This window comes from Streptomyces antioxidans (assembly GCF_000968685.2).
In the GTDB taxonomy this organism is placed as follows: Bacteria; Actinomycetota; Actinomycetes; order Streptomycetales; family Streptomycetaceae; genus Streptomyces; species Streptomyces antioxidans.
Window position 1 is genome coordinate 75,236 of sequence record NZ_LAKD02000013.1, and the last position, 17,494, is coordinate 92,729.

Below are 17,494 nucleotides of genomic sequence, written 5' to 3' on the forward strand. Positions count from 1 at the left end.
AGCCGCGCCCCGGTTGCGACCCCCTCGGGGCTGAGCTATGCAGGATGAGGGCCCCATATGGAGGGATGGTGCCGAAAATGCCCAATATAGCGGTCGTCGGAATCGGCGACATGGGCGTCGAGATGGTGCCGCATCTGGTCTCGGCCGGTTTCGACGTGACGGCGTTCGACATCGTCCCGGAACGCCTCGACCGGGCCCGCGCGGCCGGGGCCCGGGCCGCCTCGTCGGCGGCGGACGCGGCACGGGGCGCCGATGTGACCCTGGGGCTGGTGATGTCCGAGGACATCAGGACCGCGTACTTCGGACCCGACGGCATCCTGGCGGGGGCCGACGACGGAAGCGTCGTTCTGATCGGCTCGACGACCACTCCGGCGGCCGTGGCGGAGATCGGCGCCCGGGCACCGACCGGTGTCACCGTCGCCGACACCCCGATGGTCGGTGGCGTGCGGTACGCCCGGGAGAAGTCACTCACCTTCCTCGTCGGAGCTCCCGAGCCGGTGGTCGGCGCCATCGAACCGGTGCTCGCTCCCCTGGGCACGGTCCGGCACGTGGGTGAGCTCGGATCGGGAGCGGCCTACAAGCTGATCACCAATGTGGCGATCATGGCCGCCGAGGCCGGGATCAGGGAAGCACTGGATCTGACCGACGTCCTGGGCAAGGACTACGACACCGCCTTGGAACTCATGTCGGCCGGACCGCTGGGCGCGGTGGTCTCCCGCGCCCTGGACACCACCAACCCCCGGCCGCTGCGCCGCTCGGCCGAGGACGACGACACCCTGACGACCGCCGTCGGCGACCCCGCCGCGTTGCTGCCGATCTCGACCGCGGGGCGCAACCGGCTGTGGGAGGCCGTTGACGTCGACCCGGGATACGAACCCGACTTCGTCGACCTGACCCGCAGGACGACCTCGCGCCCGGCCTACCGGTCCAGATAACCCCGTCCGCCGATATCCATGTGCCGGTCCGGCTCTCCCCCGGCGAGAAGGGACCATGGCGATGACGACACCCGGCGATATGCCCACACCCGAACACGGGCTCGTTCTCACCCACTTTCTGACCGTGCGCGACGTCGCGAGATCGAGGCGCTTCTACGCGGACATCCTCGGCGGCGAGGTCGTGCTGGAGGAGAATCCGGCCATCGTGAAGGTGGCCAACAGCTGGATCATCATGAACCCCGGAGGCGGCCCCACCCCGGACAAGCCCGGCATAACCCTCGTACCGCCGGAAGTCGATGACACCGTGTCCAGCTTCTTGAACGTCCGTGTCGCCGACATCGGCGCCTTCTACGCCGCCGCGGTGGCCAAGGGGGCGGAGTTCCTGACCGAGCCCCTCGACCGCAAGGCCGAGCTGCGCTGCTATCTGCGTGACCCCGATGGCTACCTCATCGAGGTCGGCCAGGCCACCGGCCTGCTCCGGGGGGTGTTCGCCGACCGTTAGGCGAAGCCCCGGCCCGAGGACGGCCGCCGGGCATTCCCTACGGACCGGTCCACGGACATCGGATCCGCTGGGGGAGGCCCGCGGCGAGGTGTTCGATGAAGCGGCTGACCCGGAGGGGGACATGTTCGTTGCCGCCGTGCAGGGCGTAGATGTCGGCTGCGGGCGTCGGGCAGTGGGGCAGTACGCGGACCAGGTCGCCGCTTTCGAGGTGCGGCCCGACGTGCCACTCGGACCGCATGATCACTCCGCGTCCTTGCAGTGCCCAGTCCGTCACCACGTCACCGTCGTTGCTCGCCAGGTCGCCGTGGACGCGCACCTGCCGGGGGTGGGCCGTATCACCGAAGCGCCAGAGCGCGTAGTCGCTCTCCTTCTCGCGCAGCACGATGCAGTTGTGGTCGGCGAGATCGTCGATGGTCCGCGGGACTCCGCGCTCGGCCAGGTAGCCGGGTGCCGCGCAGGGCACGCGACGGTTCGCTGCCAGGCGGCGCATCCGCAGTGAGGAGTCGGGAGGGGGACCCACATGAACGGCCACATCGAAGGTGCGGCGGTGGGGGCGCAAGGGGAGGGCGGAGGTCTGCAGTTGTACGCGCAGGTGAGGGTGGGCCGCCCCGAACTCGCCGACGAGCGGCGCAACGTGCGCCCGCCCCAGGCCGAGGGTGGCCTCGACGGTCAGCGACCCCCGCAGGTGCGCCGAGCGGTCGGCCAGCGACTCCTCGAGATCGCGCACTTGGTCCAGGATCGTCCGGCTGCGCGCCGCGTACTGCTCGCCCTCGGAGGTCAGCACGAGCCGCCGGGCGCCGCGCTGGACGAGCCGGGCATCCAGACGCTGCTCCAGAGCGCTGAGGCGCTTGCTGACGACCGACAGGGAACATCCCAACTCGCGTGATGCGGCGGTAAGGGTCTCGTTGGACGCGACCACCTGGAAGAACCACAGGTCGTCCATCGATGACCGAGTCGAGTCGGCCGGCTGCCCGCTCCCGCGGAGGCTTTCCACAGACGAAAGGGTACCTTGCCGTTCTCGGCCTTGCCGCGGAGATCGGTGCTGGCCAAGGTGAGGGCAGCAGGTTGCCCAACGGGTTGCCCAACGGCGCCCCGACCGGGGCCCGCGCGGTCTTCGGCGGCGCACACTCCACATCCACCAGCCTCCGGCCAGGAGGCGCGAAGGGAAGCCCCATGACGACGGCGTCACCAGGGCCGCGCACGGGGACCCGGCGCATCACCCTCCTGGCCGCTCTCGCCGTGTTCGCACAGGAATCCACCTGGAACTTCTACGAGTCCCAAGTCCCGCCCCTGCTGAGGGAACACCTCACCAGCGCGGCGCTGGTCGGCGTGCTCATGGGCATGGACAACCTGCTGGGCATCTTCATCCAGCCCTGGATGGGCAGCAGGTCGGACCACACCAGGACCTCATGGGGCCGGCGGATGCCCTACCTCGTGGTCGGCATGCCGGTGGCCGCGGCCCTGTTCATCGTCATCCCGCACGCCACGGCCTCGCTGCCCGTCCTGATCCTCGTGATGTTCTCCTACGCCCTGGTGGCCAACGCGTTCAAACCCATCGCCGAAGCGCTGGTCCCCGACTTCATCGCGCCCGAGCGGCGCAGCCGCGCCAACGCGGTGGTCAAGATCGCCACCAGCTTCACCACCATCGCCGCGGCGGTCATCAGTCTCCTCCTGGTCGACGACCACCCGAAGATCGCCTTCGCCATCCCCGCGGGCATCATGCTGAGCTCGATCGCGGTCCTCGCCGCCACGGTGCGCGACAGCCGGTCACCCGCCTACCGGGCCGCCGTGGCGGAGAGCGGCGCACAATCCCGGAACGGGGCCGCGCGGCGGCGGGTCCGGGACACGCTCAAGGAGATCGTGAGCGACCGCGATCGCAGCCGCCTGCTGCTCCTGGGCGCCATCGTCCTCTTCGGCAGCGCATGGTCCGCCTCCCGCTCCCTGATCACCCCCTTCGGCATGGAAACCCTCGACCTGACGCGCGGCGACGCCGGCGGCCTCACACTGCCCAGCGGTCTGGCCTTCATCGCGGCGGCCTATCCGGCCGCGATCCTCGCGGAGCGCTACGGACGGCTGCGCGTCATCACCGGCGGCATGACGCTGTTCGTCGCCGCTCTCACCCTGGGGACCTGCCTGCGCACGCCGACCGGAGTGACCGCGGCCCTGTGCGTCGGCGCGGCCGGGGCGGCCTGCTTCCTGGTCAACGCCGCGGTCGTCCTGTGGAACCTTGCCCCCTCCGCGCACGTCTTCGGCACCTATGCGGGCATGTACAGCATCAGTTGGGCCAGTGGCGGCTTCGTGGGCCCGACCCTGGTCGGCGCCATGGTCGATGCCACAGGCTGGCCACTGATGCTCATCGACATCGCCCTGATCGCCGCCGTCGCCATAGCCCTCGTCGTACGGATCGACGTCTCTAGACGTGGCGCGGCCACGCCCGCGGTCGGCGGCCCGGCAGGTCAGGCAGACGACGCAGTAGTTGCGGAATGAGGAGCTTGTGCCGCGCATCCTGATCACCACCGACTATCTGCGCCCCGGCGATGAGGTCGACCGCCATCTGCGCGGACACGGCCACACCACGGTGCACACGTCTCTCGCGGGGGTACGCGACCGCGATCAGCTCGCCGCCGTCTACGCCGAGGCCGATGCGGCGCTCGTCGGCCATGAGCCCCTGACCGCCGAAGTGCTGGGCCAGGCGCACCAGTTGCGGGTCATCGTGCGTACCGGCGTCGGCTACGACGCCATCGATGTGGCGGCCGCCGGGCGGCTGGGGATCACCGTGAGCAACCTGCCCGGGATCAACGCCAACGCGGTCGCCGAGTACACCCTCGGGCTGCTGTTGGCCTCGGCGCGACAACTGATCCACACTGCCACCGCGGTAGCCGCCGGAGGATGGCCGCGCCAGCAGGGCCGTGAATTGCGCGGCGCCACACTGGGGCTCATCGGGTACGGGGCGGCAGCACGGGCCGTCGTGCCGCTGGCCCGGGCCTTCGGCATGCGGGTGCTGTGCACGACGAGCGTCCCACTGGCCGAGCGGACCGATGCCGGCGTGCGCTTCGTTGAGCTCTCCGAACTGCTCGCCGACGCCGATTACGTGTCCGTGCACACGGCGCTCACCGAGCAGACCCGGGGCCTGCTCGACGCCGACGCCTTCCGTGCGATGAAGCCGACCGCGGTGCTGGTCAACACCGCCCGTGGAGCCATCGTCGACGAACGGGCCCTGGCCGGGGCCGTACGCACGGGACAGATCGCCGGTGCGGCCCTCGACGTCGCCGTCCAGGAGCCCCTGCCGCCCGACAGCCCGCTGCGGGGCGTGGACGGCATCGTCGTCCACTCCCATCTGGCCGGGCAGACGGACCAGGCCCGTGCGGCAGCCGGCAGGGAGGGGGCGGAGGAACTTCTCGCCTCCCTCGCCGGACGCCCCCGCTTCGCCGTGAATGCCGAGCGACGTCCGGATTCCACCGGTCTCAAGGTTCCGGCTGACCGGCCCACTCAGGCATGAGGACCACAGGCATGAGGACCACAGGAGGGAACCGATGACCATGGACGACGCACCGGCCGAGAGGGTTGGCATCCTGGTGCCCGCGGGCATGCTCGGCGCGGGTTTCGCCGAGGAGACCGTCGAGCGCGGTCTCACGCTCGGGGCCGACGTCATCGCCGTCGATGGCGGCAGTACCGACTCGGGCCCGCACTACCTCGGTGCGTCCGTGCCCAAGACCACGGCTGCCGCGGTCGCCCGCGACCTGCGCATCCTGCTCAAGGCAGCCGCGCGCGCGTGCATTCCGCTGATCGTCGGATCGTGCGGAACCAGCGGCACCGACAGCGGAGTGGACTGGGTCGCCGACATCGTGGCCGGTATCCAGGCCGAGGAACACCTGACGCTGAACGTCGCCCGCGTCTACAGCGAACAGGACACCTCCCTCCTCAAGCAGCACCTCGATGGCGGCCGCGTCCACGCCTTGCCGCCGCTGGGGGAACTGGACGCGGAAACGCTGGAGAGCTGCACCCACATCGTCGCCATGATGGGACACGAGCCGATCGTCGCCGCACTCGCGGCAGGTGCCCAGGTCGTGCTCGCCGGACGCGCCACGGACACCGCCGTCGCCGCCGCGGTCCCGCTCATGAAGGGGATGCCGGCCGGCCCGACCTGGCACGCCTCCAAGGTCGTGGAATGCGGCGGGCAGTGCACCACCAACCCGCGCTCCGGCGGCGTCTTCGCCACCATCGACGCCGGCGGCTTCACCATCGAGCCGCTCGATCCGGCCGTGGCCTGCACACCGCGCTCGGTCGCCGCCCATATGCTCTACGAGACGGCCAACCCGTTCCAGATGCGCGAACCCGCCGGCACCCTCGACGTCCACGAGGCGACCTACCGGGCTGTCGACGAACGCACGGTACGGGTCGAGGGATCGCGCTTCCACCTCGCCGACCAGCACACGGTCAAGCTCGAGGGCGCCCGGATCACCGGCTACGAGACCATGTCGTTCTCCGCGATCCGCGACCCGCACATCCTCGCCGACATCGAAGCCTGGGCAGCGCTGCTGCGCACCGTGCTCGAACAGCGAGTGGAGCAGACCCTGGGGCTCCGCGCGGACGCCTACGCCTTTGACGTCCGCCTCTACGGCTACAACGCCGTGCTGGAAGAACTCGACCCGGCCGCCGGGCCACCGCGGGAGGTCGGCGTCATGCTCCTGGTCAACGCCCCCGACCAGGCCACCGCCACCGCCATCGCCAAGATCGCCAACCCGTTGATGCTGCACCTGCCCACGGCCGACATGGAATATCTGCCCAGCCTCGCGTTCGCCACCTCACCGGCGGAAACCGAGCGCGGCCCCGCCTACGCGTTCGTCCTCAACCACGTCGTCGACACCCACACGCCCACCGATATGTTCCGCCTCGCCCTCCAGGAGGCCCCGCACCATGGCTGAGACCACGCTCGCCGACCTCGCCCACGAGATCCGGTCCAAGAACGCGGGCCCGTTCTGGGTCACCCTGGAACTGTTCATGCGGGACGAAGATGGCTACCGCATCGCCGCCGACCCGGACCTCCTCAACGAGCGCACCATCGCCGAGCTCTATCACGTCGAGGAATCCGCGGTCGCCCTGTACCGCATCCCCAGCCTGAACGTCGTCAAGATCTCCTTCCCCCGCCCGGTCACTCAGGGCTCCCTGAAGGACCGCGACATACACGCAGGCCAGCATCACGTACCTCTCGCCCTGCTACCCGTCCCCAACTGACCAGGGCGGATGCTGCGCGGTGCGGGGGCCGGTACGGTCAAGGGCCGCCGTAACCGTGACGCGACGGGCCCGCGCTCAGTCGGCGCGGCCGGTGACTGCTGCGGCCCCGCCCAGTCCGATCATGGCCAGCCCCCCGGTGCCGCCGACCAACGACATCCGCCTGGGGGACCGGCCGAACCAGGCGCGTGCGGCAGAGGCCGTCAGCCCCCACAGGCCATCAGAGATCAGAGCCAACAAGGCGCCAGCCAATCCGAGGATCAGCATCTGAACACTGACGTGACCCGCCTCCCTGTCGACGAACTGGGGCAACATCGCGGTGACGAAGACGACACTCTTCGGATTCGTCACCCCGACGATGAAACCGGCCCATACCGATCCCCTGTCGCTGGACGCCACCGGGGTGAAACTCACCGCCTCCGCCCGGCTCTTCCAGCTCGATCGCAAGGCCTTCACCCCGAGGTAGACGAGGTAAGCGGCTCCAGCCAGTTTGACCGTGTTGAAGACGACGACCGACCTCTCGACCACAGTGCCGATGCCCAGGGCGACCGCGATGACCAGCGCATATCCGCCGAGTGTGTTGCCCAGTACCGAGGCCAGCGCCGTCCGGCGCCCATGGGCCAAGGCCCGGCCGATGACGAACAGCACGCTCGGTCCCGGGATGGCGGACAAGATGACGGACATGGTGCAGAAGGCCAGGAGCCGGGAAGGGTCAATCATGTGCGGATCCTCTCCCACGCATGCCCATGGGCACCAGAGCGACTTTCGACCTAGGCCGCGGCAGGTGCCTGCCTCTACCGTCAAGATCTACTCAGGCATTCGGGCTCTCCGCCAGCCAGGTCGGTCCCGCAACGAGAGCCTGCAGCTCGTTGACGAGCCGTGTGGAGTGGAACCCATCCGCTGCGGCGTGGTGAACCTGCACTGCGAGGGGGAGCAGGAACCGGCCGTCTCGCTCGGTGTAGCGGCCGAGCGTGAAGATCGGCGCGAGGTGGTCCCAGCCGTCGCCGATGTTGAGGTTGAACCCGGTGAAGGACGCCCATGGCAGGCTCGACACGTCGAAAGTGTTGGCCGGCCGAGCATCCTGTGGGAAGAAGTCGGTGGCGCGGCTGTGCTCCGTGAGCAGAGGGGCGGCGACGTCGTGGAACGCGCCGAAGTCGGAATCGTAGGGAGCCCACACACACGCGAACGTCTCGCGTTCTGGGTTGAACACCGTGAAGGCCGGGTGCACAACGGGCCAGACGGCCGGCTCCCCCGACGCGGCGAGGCACATCTTGAACTCATCGTGACGGTTGACGACCGTGGCGAGTGCCCAGACCTGCGCGATGTAGGACTTGCGCTGCGATCGACGCAGTGCCGCGACGAACGCGGTGACGTCCAACTCCACCGTCATCGAGTACGTGCACGGAACACGCCGACGGTAGTGCTCGAAGTGTTGTCGGCGCGGCCATGTGTCGAGGTCGATCGGGGTAGGAGCATCCATCCGCGCATCATGCCATCCGTCGGTATGTGGTCCCGGAACCGGTTGTCGAGACCGCGGAGGTCCGACCGGAGAGCGAAGCCGGTTTGGAGCGCTGCGGGCACGTCACTCGTCCGTCGAGACGTAGTTGAGGCGTCGGTAGACCTCCTGCCAGCCGTCGCGGGTGTGGTTCCTGAGGGATTGGTTGGGGAGTCCCGGGCGCTGCCAGGTCTCGCCCGTGAACGACGCGCAGCCCGCGTCCAGGCCGTCCTTGAGCCGCAGTCGGGACAGTGCCGTATGCGCTCCTCGGTGCCGGTAGCGGCGCAGGGTTCCGCTGTTGCCGCACCATGCTCGGGCGCCCTGGAGGAAGATCGACGCCGTAGCGACGGGCAGGGCACCGTCCCAGGCCATGTAGTGCCGCCAGCCGGGGCGTCCGACGAGCCCTTCGTAGAGGGGTGCCCATTCGTCGGGCATGCCGTAGCCGGTGCACAGGGTTTCGGCGAAGTGGGTGGCCTGGGAGGGGCCGACGCTCTCGACGCGGAGATCGGTGGAGGGCGGCGGGGCCGGGTCGGCGCAACGCCGCAGGGTGATCCATTCGCCCTGGGGCTCCAGCCCCTCCTCGCCCAGCCAGTCCGGGAGCTCGGTGCGGGCGGCCTCCTCGGGAACGTGCACCATGAATCTCGCGTCGGCGCCCCGGAAGAAGTCCGCGATGTCGCGTACGAGGGTGCGGCTGGGCCGCTGGAGCACGGACAGGCCGACGACCCGGTTGAAGAACACGGTCTCGGTCCCCGGGGCCAGCACGGCGAAGGCGTCGCCGAAGGACTCCGCGCGGACTCCGAACTCCGCCGCCACTCCAGGGTCCAGCGCGGCCAGCCAGTCGCGGAGTGCGGCGATCTCGTTGGCGTCCGTTTCCCGCGCCCGGGCGCGTGGTGTCCCGTTCATGGCTGACCGTCCGTCCCGGGAGAGGCCGGACCCGGGCGCGGCAGACGTCGTATCGGGGATTCGTGGGGTGCTCCCGCGACCGTTCGCCGAACGGATCCGGCGAACTCCGAGAGCTCCGGGGCCTTCAGCAGCTGCCGGAGCCCGATCCGCACGCCCAGTCGCTGCTTGATCCGCGAGAACATCCTCGCGGCGAGCAGGGAGTGGCCGCCGAGCTCGAAGAAGTCGTCGTGCCGGTTCACGGTGGCGAGGTCAAGGACCTCGGCCCAGATCTCGGCCAGTGCCTCCTCCACCGCGTCGGAGGGCGGGGCCGGCGCGGTGTCCGGGGCGTCCTCGGCCGTGGACCGCAGTGCCTTCCGGTCGAGCTTCCCGCGGGGTGTGGTCGGCAGCCGGTCCACGGCGGTGAGGGTGGCCGGGACCAGGGGCAGGGGGAGCAGGGCGCGCAGATGGGCGCGGACCTCGGCGGGGGTCGGGGCCCGGGCGCCGGTCAGGGGTACGTAGTAGCCCTCCAGTCGGGTCCGCGCCGTCGGGTCGGTGTGCGCGAGGACGGCTCCGGCCGAGATGCCGGGATGGCTCAGCAGGGCGGCGGTCACCTCCTCCGGCTGTACCCGGACACCGAGCACCTTGACCTGGTGGTCGAGCCGCCCGAGGAACTCCACCCGGCCGTCGGCCCCGCAGCGGCCCCGGTCTCCGGTACGGAAGACCCGGCCAGGCCGTGCGTCACCGGGGGGACCGGGTACGAAACGGCGCTCGGTCTCCTCCGGATCGTTGAGGTAGCCCAGGCTGCCGAAGGGGTTGCGGATGGCGATCTCTCCGGGCTGCCCGGCCGCGCAGGGGTCGCCGTGCCCGTCGAGGATCAGCACCTGGGCGCCGGGCAGCGGCCGGCCGAGCGGCTGCGTTCCGGCGGGGGCGGGGTCGTCGACGACGTGGCCGCACACGGCGAGGGTCGTCTCCGTCGGGCCGTACAGGTTCACGACCCGTTCGGTCGCGGGGAAGACCGACCGCCAGCGGTCGACCAGCGCTCCGCTCAGCGGCTCCCCCGCGAAGAAGACGACCCGCAGCGGAGCCCCCGCCCGTGGCCGGGTGTCGGACAGCCACAGGTGTGCCAGGGTCGGTACGGCGTGGACGAGCGTGATCCGCCGGCTCTCCAGCCAGGGGACGACGTCGTCGGGGGCAAGGTCCTCGCCCCGCTCGGGCAGGCACAGGGCCGCGCCGCTGACGAGGGGCAGCAGCACATCCCTCAGGACCACGTCGAAGGACAGCCGGGTGAGCTGCGCGCACCTGTCCCCGGGGCCCACGCCAAACTCGTGGCGCTGCCACTGGAGAAAATGGCTCAGCCCGCGGTGAGAACCGAGTACGGCCCGTGGCGTACCCGTCGTACCGGATGTGAGGAATATGTAACCGGCCTGCCCCGCCAATTCAGCCGCCGGTGCCGGTTCTTCTTCAGCCGAGGGTGCCGGTTCTTCGGCCGTGCGGCCTCCACCGGAATCCTCCGTCACGGGTTCGATGGTGGAGTTCCCGTGTCCCACACGTACTCGCCAGTGCGCCGCGCCCAGACTTTCCGTGAGTTCTCGTCGTGCGGCGGGTAGCAGAGGGTCGACGGGCAGCAGTACGGCTTCCGCCATGAATACGGCGAGAATCGCGGCGATGAGTTCGGGAGTGCGGGGTCCGGTCACCGAGACCACGTCACCGCGCCGCACGCCACGTTCCCGCAGCCGGCGGGCCGTTCGCCGCGACCGCCGGGCGAGCTCCGCGTAGGTCCAGCGGTGGCCGCCGTACTCCACCGCGGGTAGTTCGGGGAAGTTCTCGGCCTGCCGGGAAAACAACTCCCCGACCGATACGCCGGAGGAAACCGGCAGTGTCGACGAGGGGTCGGGCGCTCCGGGCGGAGCGGCTGTCATCTACATCCCTCCTTCCGGCACGCGAATGTGTCCGTTACCATCCGTCAATCTAGGTCCGGACGACGGCTGATCACAAGGAGAGGTCAATGCGCGGCGTCGGCAAACACCATGACCGATCCCACCGACTCGACCGAATCGAAGAGTTCAGTCCTTCTGCCCCGCTTTCAGCATCCGAAACTCCGTGTCATCAACTGTCCTTCAGTCAAGAACGCCTCTGGTTTCTGCACCAGGTGGATCCGGGCAATACCGCCTATAACCTGTCGGCCGCTTATCGGTTTCACGGCCCGTTGGACATCGCGGCATTTTCCGCCGCTTTTGTGGAGGTGACGCGGCGCCACCCGGTCCTGCGTGCATCGATGAGCCCGGCCACGACGGGTGGGCCCGGCCAGGTGATCGAACCGCCGGGCGAGGGGCCCACCCTGGTCGACCTCACCCACGTGCCCGCGGCCGCCAGGCGTGACGAGGCGCGCCGGCTGGCGGCGCAGGACGCCGCGACCCCCTTCGACCTCACGACGCCGCCCCTGCGGGCCACGCTGCTGCGCCTGGGTCCCGAAGACCACGTCTGGTTGCTGACCCTCCACCACCTCATATGTGACGGCTGGTCGCTCACCATCCTCTGGCGTGAACTGGGCCTGCTGTACCGAGAGTTCACCGCCGGACGCCCCAATCCGCTCCCTGAGCTGCCGTACCGGTTCATCGATCACGCCCGCAGAGAGCGGGAAGCGGTGGAGAGCGGTGCCCTGGACGGCCAGTTCGACTACTGGCGCCGGACCTTGCGGGACGTCCCGCCGCTGGCCCTGCCGACCGACCGCGCACATCGGCCGCCAGCCTCCTCGCGCGGAGGCCGGGTCGACCTCTCCCTGCCCGGGTCGTTGGCGGCGGATCTGCGGCGGCTCAGCCGCCGGCAGCGCGTCACGCCGTTCATGCTCTTCCTCGCCGCCTACCAGGTACTCCTCGCACGCTGCTGCCGGCAGAGTGACATCGCCGTGGGCCTGCCCGTCTCCGGCCGGGCGCGGGCGGACACGGAGGACCTGATCGGCTGCTTCGTCAACACCGTGGTCCTGCGTGCGGAGATCACCGGACACCGGACGTTCCGGGACGTGCTGGCCACCGCCCGGGAGACGGTCCTCGACGCCATGGACCACCAGGAGTTGCCGTTCGAGAACCTGGTGGCCAGACTGGCGCCGCCGCGGGACGCGGCACGTCCTCCGCTGTTCCAGGCGATGATCTCGGTGGAGGACCCACCCACGGTGCCCGAGTTCCCCGGCCTGCGCGTCGAGCGGTTGACGGTCCCCCGGGAGACCGCGCAGTTCGAACTCACCCTCACGCTGCGCACGGTCGGAGACGAGACACGGATCTCCTTCGAGTACGCCACGGACCTCTTCGACCGTGCCACTGTCGAGCGGCTGGCCGGGAGCTACCGGACCCTCCTAACAGGCGCCGTGGCCGACCTCGACCGGCGCGTGGGCCTGCTCCCCCTGCTCACCACCGACGAGTACGACCGAGTGCTCGCCCTGGGCCGCGGGCCGCGACCCGTTCCCGCACCGGCCAGCCGGCTCCACGAGATGGTCCTGCTCCAGGCGGACCGGTCGCCCGGGACGATCGCCGTCGAGCACGGCGTGACCCGGCTCACCTATCGTGAACTGGCCGCGGCGGCCGACGGGTTGAGCGCCCGGCTGCGCGGTCTCGGGGTGACCGGAGGGGCACCCGTCGGCCTCTGCGCCGAACGCGGACCCGAGCTGGTCATCGGCATGCTGGGGATCCTCGGCTCGGGCGCCGCCTGCCTGCCCCTGCGCCCCGGCCAGCCCGCAGAGCGCGTCTCCACCCTGCTCCGGGACGCGGGCGCCGAGTCCGTCGTGACCGGGTCGGGAACGCGCGCCGACGGGCTGGACGGGGTACGGCTGGTCCCCGTCGACGGCGCTGGACCGCCACCGGACGGCGTCCCGGCACGGCGGGCCCCGGACCACCGCGGGCCACCCCTGGGCGGCCCGGCCGCGGACCACGGCCGACCGCCCCAGGACGACCGTGCCTTCGTGCTGTACACCTCCGGCTCGACCGGCGTCCCCAAGGCCGTGGAGCTGACGCACACCGGCCTTGTCCATCTGTTCGCCCACATGGTGAGCACCCATGAGATCACCCGCGAGGACCGGGTGCTCTCCTTCTCCGCCATCGGCGGGGACATGTGCGTCGAGGAGATCTTCCTCGCCCTGTGCGGTGGCGCGACGGTCGTCATGGGCGAGGACATCGTCGACACGGCGCCCCGGTTCTACGCCGCCTGCGCCCGGCTCCGGCTCACCGTCCTCGGCCTTCCCACCGCCTACTGGCACCACCTCACCGGCCATGCCTCCGGGCAGCCGCCGCACCCTCCCGACCACGTCCGGCTCGTCCTCATCGGCGGGGACCGGGCCCTGCCGTCGCACATCGAGCACTGGTTCTCGCCCGACGGCCCCGGCATCCCCCTCGTGAACGCCTACGGGCCGACCGAGACAACGATCAACGCCGTACAGCACCGCTTCACCGGCGCACGGGATCTCGCGCCCGGAGGCGAGGCACCGATCGGACGCCCGCTGCCCGGCGCGCACGTGTACGTGCTCGACGACGCCCTGCGACCGCAACCGCTCGGTGTCCCCGGCGAGCTGTACATCGGCGGGACCGGTGTGGCGCGAGGCTACCTCGGGCAGCCGGCGCGGACCGCCGAACGGTTTGTGCCTGACCCCTACGCCCCGCACGCCGGTGCCCGCTGCTACGCCACCGGAGACCTGGTGCGCTGGCGCCGGGACGGTCTGCTGGAGTACCTGGGACGGGCGGACGACCAGGTGAAGATCCGCGGCTTCCGCGTCGAACCGGGCGAGATCACCGCCCACCTGCGCCGCCACCCGGACATCGGCGACGCGGAGGTGGTCCGGACCGCGGAGTCCGACGGTGATCCGCGACTCGTCGGCTACGTGGTCGCGGCCGACGGCCGACCCTGTCCCGGCCACGACGAACTGCGGGCCTTCCTGGCCCGGGCCCTGCCCGACCACATGGTCCCGGCGGCCTTCCACCCGCTGCCGCGGCTGCCGAGGACCGGCAACGGCAAGGTGGACCGGCGGGCACTTCCCGCGCCGCGGATCCCGGACCCCGCGCCGGCGCGGCCCCGCACCCCTCTGGAGAAGCAGCTCACCGCCCTGTGGTCCGAGGTGCTCGACCGCTCCGCCGTGGGCATCCACGACAACTTCTTCGAACTCGGCGGCCACTCCCTGCAAACCGTACAGCTGGCGGACCGGGTGTCCACGGCCACCGGGAGGGACGTCCCGGTCAGGCTCGTCCTCCGGCACCCGACCGTAGCGGCACTCGCGGAGGCGATCATGAACCTGCCCCCGGACGCTCCTCGCACCCCCGCCCCGACCCCCGAACCCCGGGCCGCGCCGACGCGCCCGGACAGCGGCACGTCCCCGGACTTCGTCCGCTTCGAGCACCGCCCGCTGCACGCCCTGATCGAGGCCGGCGAACTGCCCCCCGTGGACGCCGCCACCGTGAGCTGCGTCCCCGAATCCCTGTTGCTCAGGCGCGGGCTGGCGTGGGAGGAGTACCTCGACGACTGGTGCCAGGGCGTCCCCCTGGTCTCCGGCGTCAAGCAGACGGGTCTCGGCCGGATCGCCCTGATGACCGTCCCGTTCGCCGAGTCGGACGCCTACCGGGACCCCGAGGGGCTGCTGAACGCGGTGATCCCGACGCTGCGGACGGCCAGGAGGATCGGTGCGCGGGCCGTGTCCCTCATCAACCTGCTGCCGTCGGCGACCGGTTACGGCCGTTCGATCGTCGACGCGGCGGGGGAGGGGGACGACCTTCCCGTGATCACCACCGGTCACGGGACGACGATCGCCGCCGTCGTCCTCAACACCGAACAGCTGCTGCGCAGGGCGGGCCGGCGGATGGGCGAGGAATCCGTCGCCTACGTGGGACTGGGCTCCATCGGCGAGTCCGCGCTGCGACTGCAGCTGCGGCGGCTGCCGCACCCACGGCGCATCACCCTGTGCGATCTCTACAGCCGCCGTACGCACCTGGAAGAGATCCGCGCGACGGTACGGAGCGTGTACGACGGCCCCGTCGACATCGCGGAGTCCACGGACGGCTCGGTCCCCGACCGGGTCTACGGGGCGTCTCTGATCGTGGCCGCGACCAATGTGCCCGATGTGCTCGACGTGGACCGGCTGCCCGTCGGCTGTCTGGTGATCGACGACTCCGCCCCGCACTGCTTCGACCCGGACCGCGCGTGGCGGCGGCTGCGGCACGACGCCGACCTGCTGTGTGTCGAGGGCGGCGAGCTGCGCAGCCCCGAGCCGGTGACCGAACTGCGGTACGTGCCCTCGTGGGTGCGCAGACGGGACGATGCCGCGACGATCCGCGGCTGGTTCGAGCAGGATCCGTACGCGATCGGCGGCTGCGTCCTGTCGTCCCTGCTCACCGCCGAGTTCGAGGAGATGCCCGCCACGGTGGGCGTGGCCGGTGTCGAGGCGGCGGAGCGCAGCCACGCGCTGCTGCGCCGGCTCGGCTTCACCGCCACCCGGGCCCAGCTGGAGGACACGACCCTCCCGGCGGAACTGATCGAGGGGTTCCGGGCCCGCCATGGATCCGACCGGCGGGGGGACTGAACCATGTGCGGCATCGTCGGCTCCGCCGACCTGGGCCGGGGGCGCTCCGCCGACCCGGGCGTGCTCACCGCCATGGCGCGGACCCTGACCCACCGCGGCCCCGACGACCACGGCAGGTTCCTGCGGGACGGCGTCGGCTTGGCCGTGCGCAGGCTGAGCGTCGTCGATCCGCCGGGCGGCCACCAGCCGATGGGCAACGAGGACGGCACCGTCGTCGTCTGCTGCAACGGGGAGATCTTCAACCACCGCGCGCTGCGGGAGGAGTTGCGGGCGGCCGGCCATCGATTCCGTACCGCCTGCGACGTGGAGGTGCTTGTCCACCTCTACGAGGAGGCGGGCACCGAGCTGGTGCACCGGCTCAACGGACAGTTCGCCTTCGCCCTGTACGACGGCCGGCGCCGCCGACTGGTCCTGGCCCGCGACCACGTCGGGATCGCACCGCTGCACTACACCGTGGCCGACGGGACCCTCCTGTTCGCCTCCGAGATCAAGGCCCTGCTCGCCCACCCCCGGGTGTCACGCGAGGTGGATCTCACCGGCCTCGACCAGGTGCTCGTCCTGCCGGGGCTGGTCAGCCCGCGCACCATGTTCGCCGGGATCTCCAGCCTGCCGCCCGGCCACCTGCTCGTCGTGGACGAAGGGGGCCTGCGCACCGAGCAGTACTGGGACCTGGACTATCCGCCGCTCGCGGAGCTGCCCCCGGCCGCGGAGGAGGACTGGCCGGTCCACCTCGACCGGCTGGAGCGGGCCATGCTCCAGTCAGTCGACCTCCGCATGCGGGCGGACGTTCCGCACGCCTACTACCTCAGCGGCGGTGTCGACTCGTCCCTCCTCGCGGCCATGGCGAGCCGCCTGCGGCCCGGGACCGAGCCCCGCACGTTCTCCGCCGTCTTCCCCGACGAGGAGATGTCGGAGCGGTCCTTCCAGAGACTGGTGGCGCGGCAGCTCGACTCCCGCCACACCGAGGTCGAGATGACCCCGCGGAACCTCCTTGACGGACTGCCGGAAGCGATACGGCACAGCGAATGCCCCATCAAGGAGAGCTACAACGTGGCCTCCCTGCGCCTCTCCCGAGCGGTGCGGGACGGGGGTGCCAAAGTCGTCCTCACCGGCGAGGGCGTCGACGAACTGTTCGCCGGCTACATCGGCTACAAGTACGACCTGTTCCGGACGGCCCGATGGGATCCCGCACAGCCGATGTCAGCCGAAGAACGCCTGCGGGAACGGCTCTGGGGCCATCCCCAGCTCGCCTACGGCAGGGACCTCGCCGGAGTCGCCGAGACCCGGCGCCGCCTGTTCGCGCGCCGGCTGACCGGCGAGCTCGACTCCTTCGACTGCCTCGCCCGGCCCCTGGTGGACCCGGCACGGCTCGCCGGGCGGCACATCCTGCACCAGCGCTCCTATCTCGACTTCAAGCTGCGGCTGCCCGACCACCTGCTGGGCGACCACGGCGACCGGATGGCCATGGCCAACTCGGTGGAGGCGCGCTATCCGTTCCTCGACCCCGACGTCGTCGAGTGCGCGCGGACCATACCGCCGGACCTGGTGCTGTACGACTTCGAGGAGAAGTACCCGGTCAAACGGGTCGCCGACGGCTATCTGCCGAGCGAGATCGTGGAGCGGGAGAAGTTCGCGTTCCACGCCCACACCGGTCCCGATCTCCTCCGGCAGTCGGCGGACTGGGCCCACGCGCTGCTGGACCCGGGGCGGATCCGCCGCCAGGGCTACTTCGATCCCGAGGCGGTAGGGCGGCTGCGCCGGCGGTGGCTGGACGAGGAGAGCCGGCTCGACCTCCTCGTCGAGGACGATCTGCTGCTGCTCGTCCTCACCTTCGGGATCTTCCTGGAGAGCTTCGACCTGCCCGACCTGACCTGACCCGACGCGAGGGGCCCGGC

The 17,494-nt window shown here is 70.8% G+C and carries 13 protein-coding genes; 8 read left to right on the forward strand and 5 right to left on the reverse strand.

What is annotated here, in order from left to right; genetic code table 11:
- Positions 1 to 77: 77 nt before the first annotated feature.
- Entirely contained in the window at positions 78 to 935 is an 858-nt protein-coding gene (locus tag VT50_RS07495) for an NAD(P)-dependent oxidoreductase (protein WP_046085050.1), read from the forward strand.
- A gap of 61 nt (positions 936 to 996) precedes the next feature.
- Positions 997 to 1,437: a VOC family protein gene (locus VT50_RS07500; protein WP_046085051.1), complete on the forward strand. Its 441-nt coding sequence runs from the start codon at positions 997 to 999 to the stop codon at positions 1,435 to 1,437.
- Positions 1,438 to 1,474: 37 nt separating this feature from the next.
- Here VT50_RS07500 and VT50_RS07505 read toward each other — a convergent pair whose 3' ends face one another.
- Positions 1,475 to 2,380: a LysR family transcriptional regulator gene (locus tag VT50_RS07505; protein WP_046085052.1), complete on the reverse strand. Its 906-nt coding sequence runs from the start codon at positions 2,378 to 2,380 to the stop codon at positions 1,475 to 1,477.
- A gap of 230 nt (positions 2,381 to 2,610) precedes the next feature.
- Between VT50_RS07505 and VT50_RS07510 the strand changes: the two genes are divergently transcribed.
- Genes VT50_RS07510 through VT50_RS07525 form a run of 4 tightly spaced genes read left to right on the forward strand, consistent with a single transcriptional unit; the run spans position 2,611 to position 6,672 of the window.
- Positions 2,611 to 3,924 carry an MFS transporter gene (locus tag VT50_RS07510; protein ID WP_046085053.1) on the forward strand — a complete coding sequence of 438 codons (1,314 nt, stop codon included), beginning with the start codon at positions 2,611 to 2,613 and terminating at the stop codon, positions 3,922 to 3,924.
- A 7-nt stretch (positions 3,925 to 3,931) separates the two neighbouring features.
- Positions 3,932 to 4,936 carry an NAD(P)-dependent oxidoreductase gene (locus VT50_RS07515; protein WP_046085054.1) on the forward strand — a complete coding sequence of 335 codons (1,005 nt, stop codon included), beginning with the start codon at positions 3,932 to 3,934 and terminating at the stop codon, positions 4,934 to 4,936.
- Between the two features lie 34 nt (positions 4,937 to 4,970).
- Positions 4,971 to 6,362 (forward strand): acyclic terpene utilization AtuA family protein, encoded by a 1,392-nt coding sequence (locus VT50_RS07520; RefSeq protein WP_046085055.1) that lies wholly within the window; start codon positions 4,971 to 4,973, stop codon positions 6,360 to 6,362.
- Positions 6,355 to 6,672: a DUF4387 domain-containing protein gene (locus VT50_RS07525; protein WP_046085056.1), complete on the forward strand. Its 318-nt coding sequence runs from the start codon at positions 6,355 to 6,357 to the stop codon at positions 6,670 to 6,672. The genes VT50_RS07520 and VT50_RS07525 overlap by 8 nt, the downstream gene beginning before the upstream one ends.
- 75 nt (positions 6,673 to 6,747) lie before the next feature.
- Here the strand turns inward: VT50_RS07525 and VT50_RS07530 are convergent, their stop codons facing one another.
- From VT50_RS07530 to VT50_RS07545, 4 genes are all read right to left on the reverse strand, one after another.
- A complete protein-coding gene (locus VT50_RS07530; protein WP_046085057.1) occupies positions 6,748 to 7,389 on the reverse strand; it encodes a LysE family translocator in 642 nt (213 codons plus the stop codon).
- Positions 7,390 to 7,480: 91 nt separating this feature from the next.
- On the reverse strand, positions 7,481 to 8,149 hold the full coding sequence (catA, locus tag VT50_RS07535) for a type A chloramphenicol O-acetyltransferase (protein WP_046085058.1): 669 nt from the start codon (positions 8,147 to 8,149) through the stop codon (positions 7,481 to 7,483).
- 102 nt (positions 8,150 to 8,251) lie between these two features.
- Entirely contained in the window at positions 8,252 to 9,067 is an 816-nt protein-coding gene (locus tag VT50_RS07540; protein ID WP_053048465.1) for a hypothetical protein, read from the reverse strand.
- Positions 9,064 to 10,965 carry a non-ribosomal peptide synthetase gene (locus VT50_RS07545; protein ID WP_078840607.1) on the reverse strand — a complete coding sequence of 634 codons (1,902 nt, stop codon included), beginning with the start codon at positions 10,963 to 10,965 and terminating at the stop codon, positions 9,064 to 9,066. The genes VT50_RS07540 and VT50_RS07545 overlap by 4 nt, the downstream gene beginning before the upstream one ends.
- A gap of 86 nt (positions 10,966 to 11,051) precedes the next feature.
- On the opposite strand from VT50_RS07545, the gene VT50_RS07550 reads away from it, so the two are divergent.
- A complete protein-coding gene (locus tag VT50_RS07550) occupies positions 11,052 to 15,599 on the forward strand; it encodes a non-ribosomal peptide synthetase (RefSeq protein ID WP_075200286.1) in 4,548 nt (1,515 codons plus the stop codon).
- Positions 15,600 to 15,602: 3 nt separating this feature from the next.
- Positions 15,603 to 17,474 carry an asparagine synthase (glutamine-hydrolyzing) gene (gene asnB, locus VT50_RS07555; protein ID WP_053048468.1) on the forward strand — a complete coding sequence of 624 codons (1,872 nt, stop codon included), beginning with the start codon at positions 15,603 to 15,605 and terminating at the stop codon, positions 17,472 to 17,474.
- Positions 17,475 to 17,494 lie beyond the last annotated feature (20 nt).

Excerpts from the sequence above, each read along its gene's own strand:
- VT50_RS07540 (WP_053048465.1), bottom strand. The coding sequence starts at position 9,067 with ATGAACGGGACACCACGCGCCCGGGCGCGGGAAACGGACGCCAACGAG.
- VT50_RS07530 (WP_046085057.1), bottom strand. The coding sequence starts at position 7,389 with ATGATTGACCCTTCCCGGCTCCTGGCCTTCTGCACCATGTCCGTCATC.
- VT50_RS07495 (WP_046085050.1), top strand. The coding sequence starts at position 78 with ATGCCCAATATAGCGGTCGTCGGAATCGGCGACATGGGCGTCGAGATG.
- VT50_RS07510 (WP_046085053.1), top strand. The coding sequence starts at position 2,611 with ATGACGACGGCGTCACCAGGGCCGCGCACGGGGACCCGGCGCATCACC.
- catA (WP_046085058.1), bottom strand. The coding sequence starts at position 8,149 with ATGGATGCTCCTACCCCGATCGACCTCGACACATGGCCGCGCCGACAA.
- VT50_RS07505 (WP_046085052.1), bottom strand. The coding sequence starts at position 2,380 with ATGGACGACCTGTGGTTCTTCCAGGTGGTCGCGTCCAACGAGACCCTT.
- VT50_RS07500 (WP_046085051.1), top strand. The coding sequence starts at position 997 with ATGACGACACCCGGCGATATGCCCACACCCGAACACGGGCTCGTTCTC.
- VT50_RS07545 (WP_078840607.1), bottom strand. The coding sequence starts at position 10,965 with ATGACAGCCGCTCCGCCCGGAGCGCCCGACCCCTCGTCGACACTGCCG.
- VT50_RS07550 (WP_075200286.1), top strand. The coding sequence starts at position 11,052 with ATGCGCGGCGTCGGCAAACACCATGACCGATCCCACCGACTCGACCGA.
- VT50_RS07520 (WP_046085055.1), top strand. The coding sequence starts at position 4,971 with ATGACCATGGACGACGCACCGGCCGAGAGGGTTGGCATCCTGGTGCCC.
- asnB (WP_053048468.1), top strand. The coding sequence starts at position 15,603 with ATGTGCGGCATCGTCGGCTCCGCCGACCTGGGCCGGGGGCGCTCCGCC.
- VT50_RS07525 (WP_046085056.1), top strand. The coding sequence starts at position 6,355 with ATGGCTGAGACCACGCTCGCCGACCTCGCCCACGAGATCCGGTCCAAG.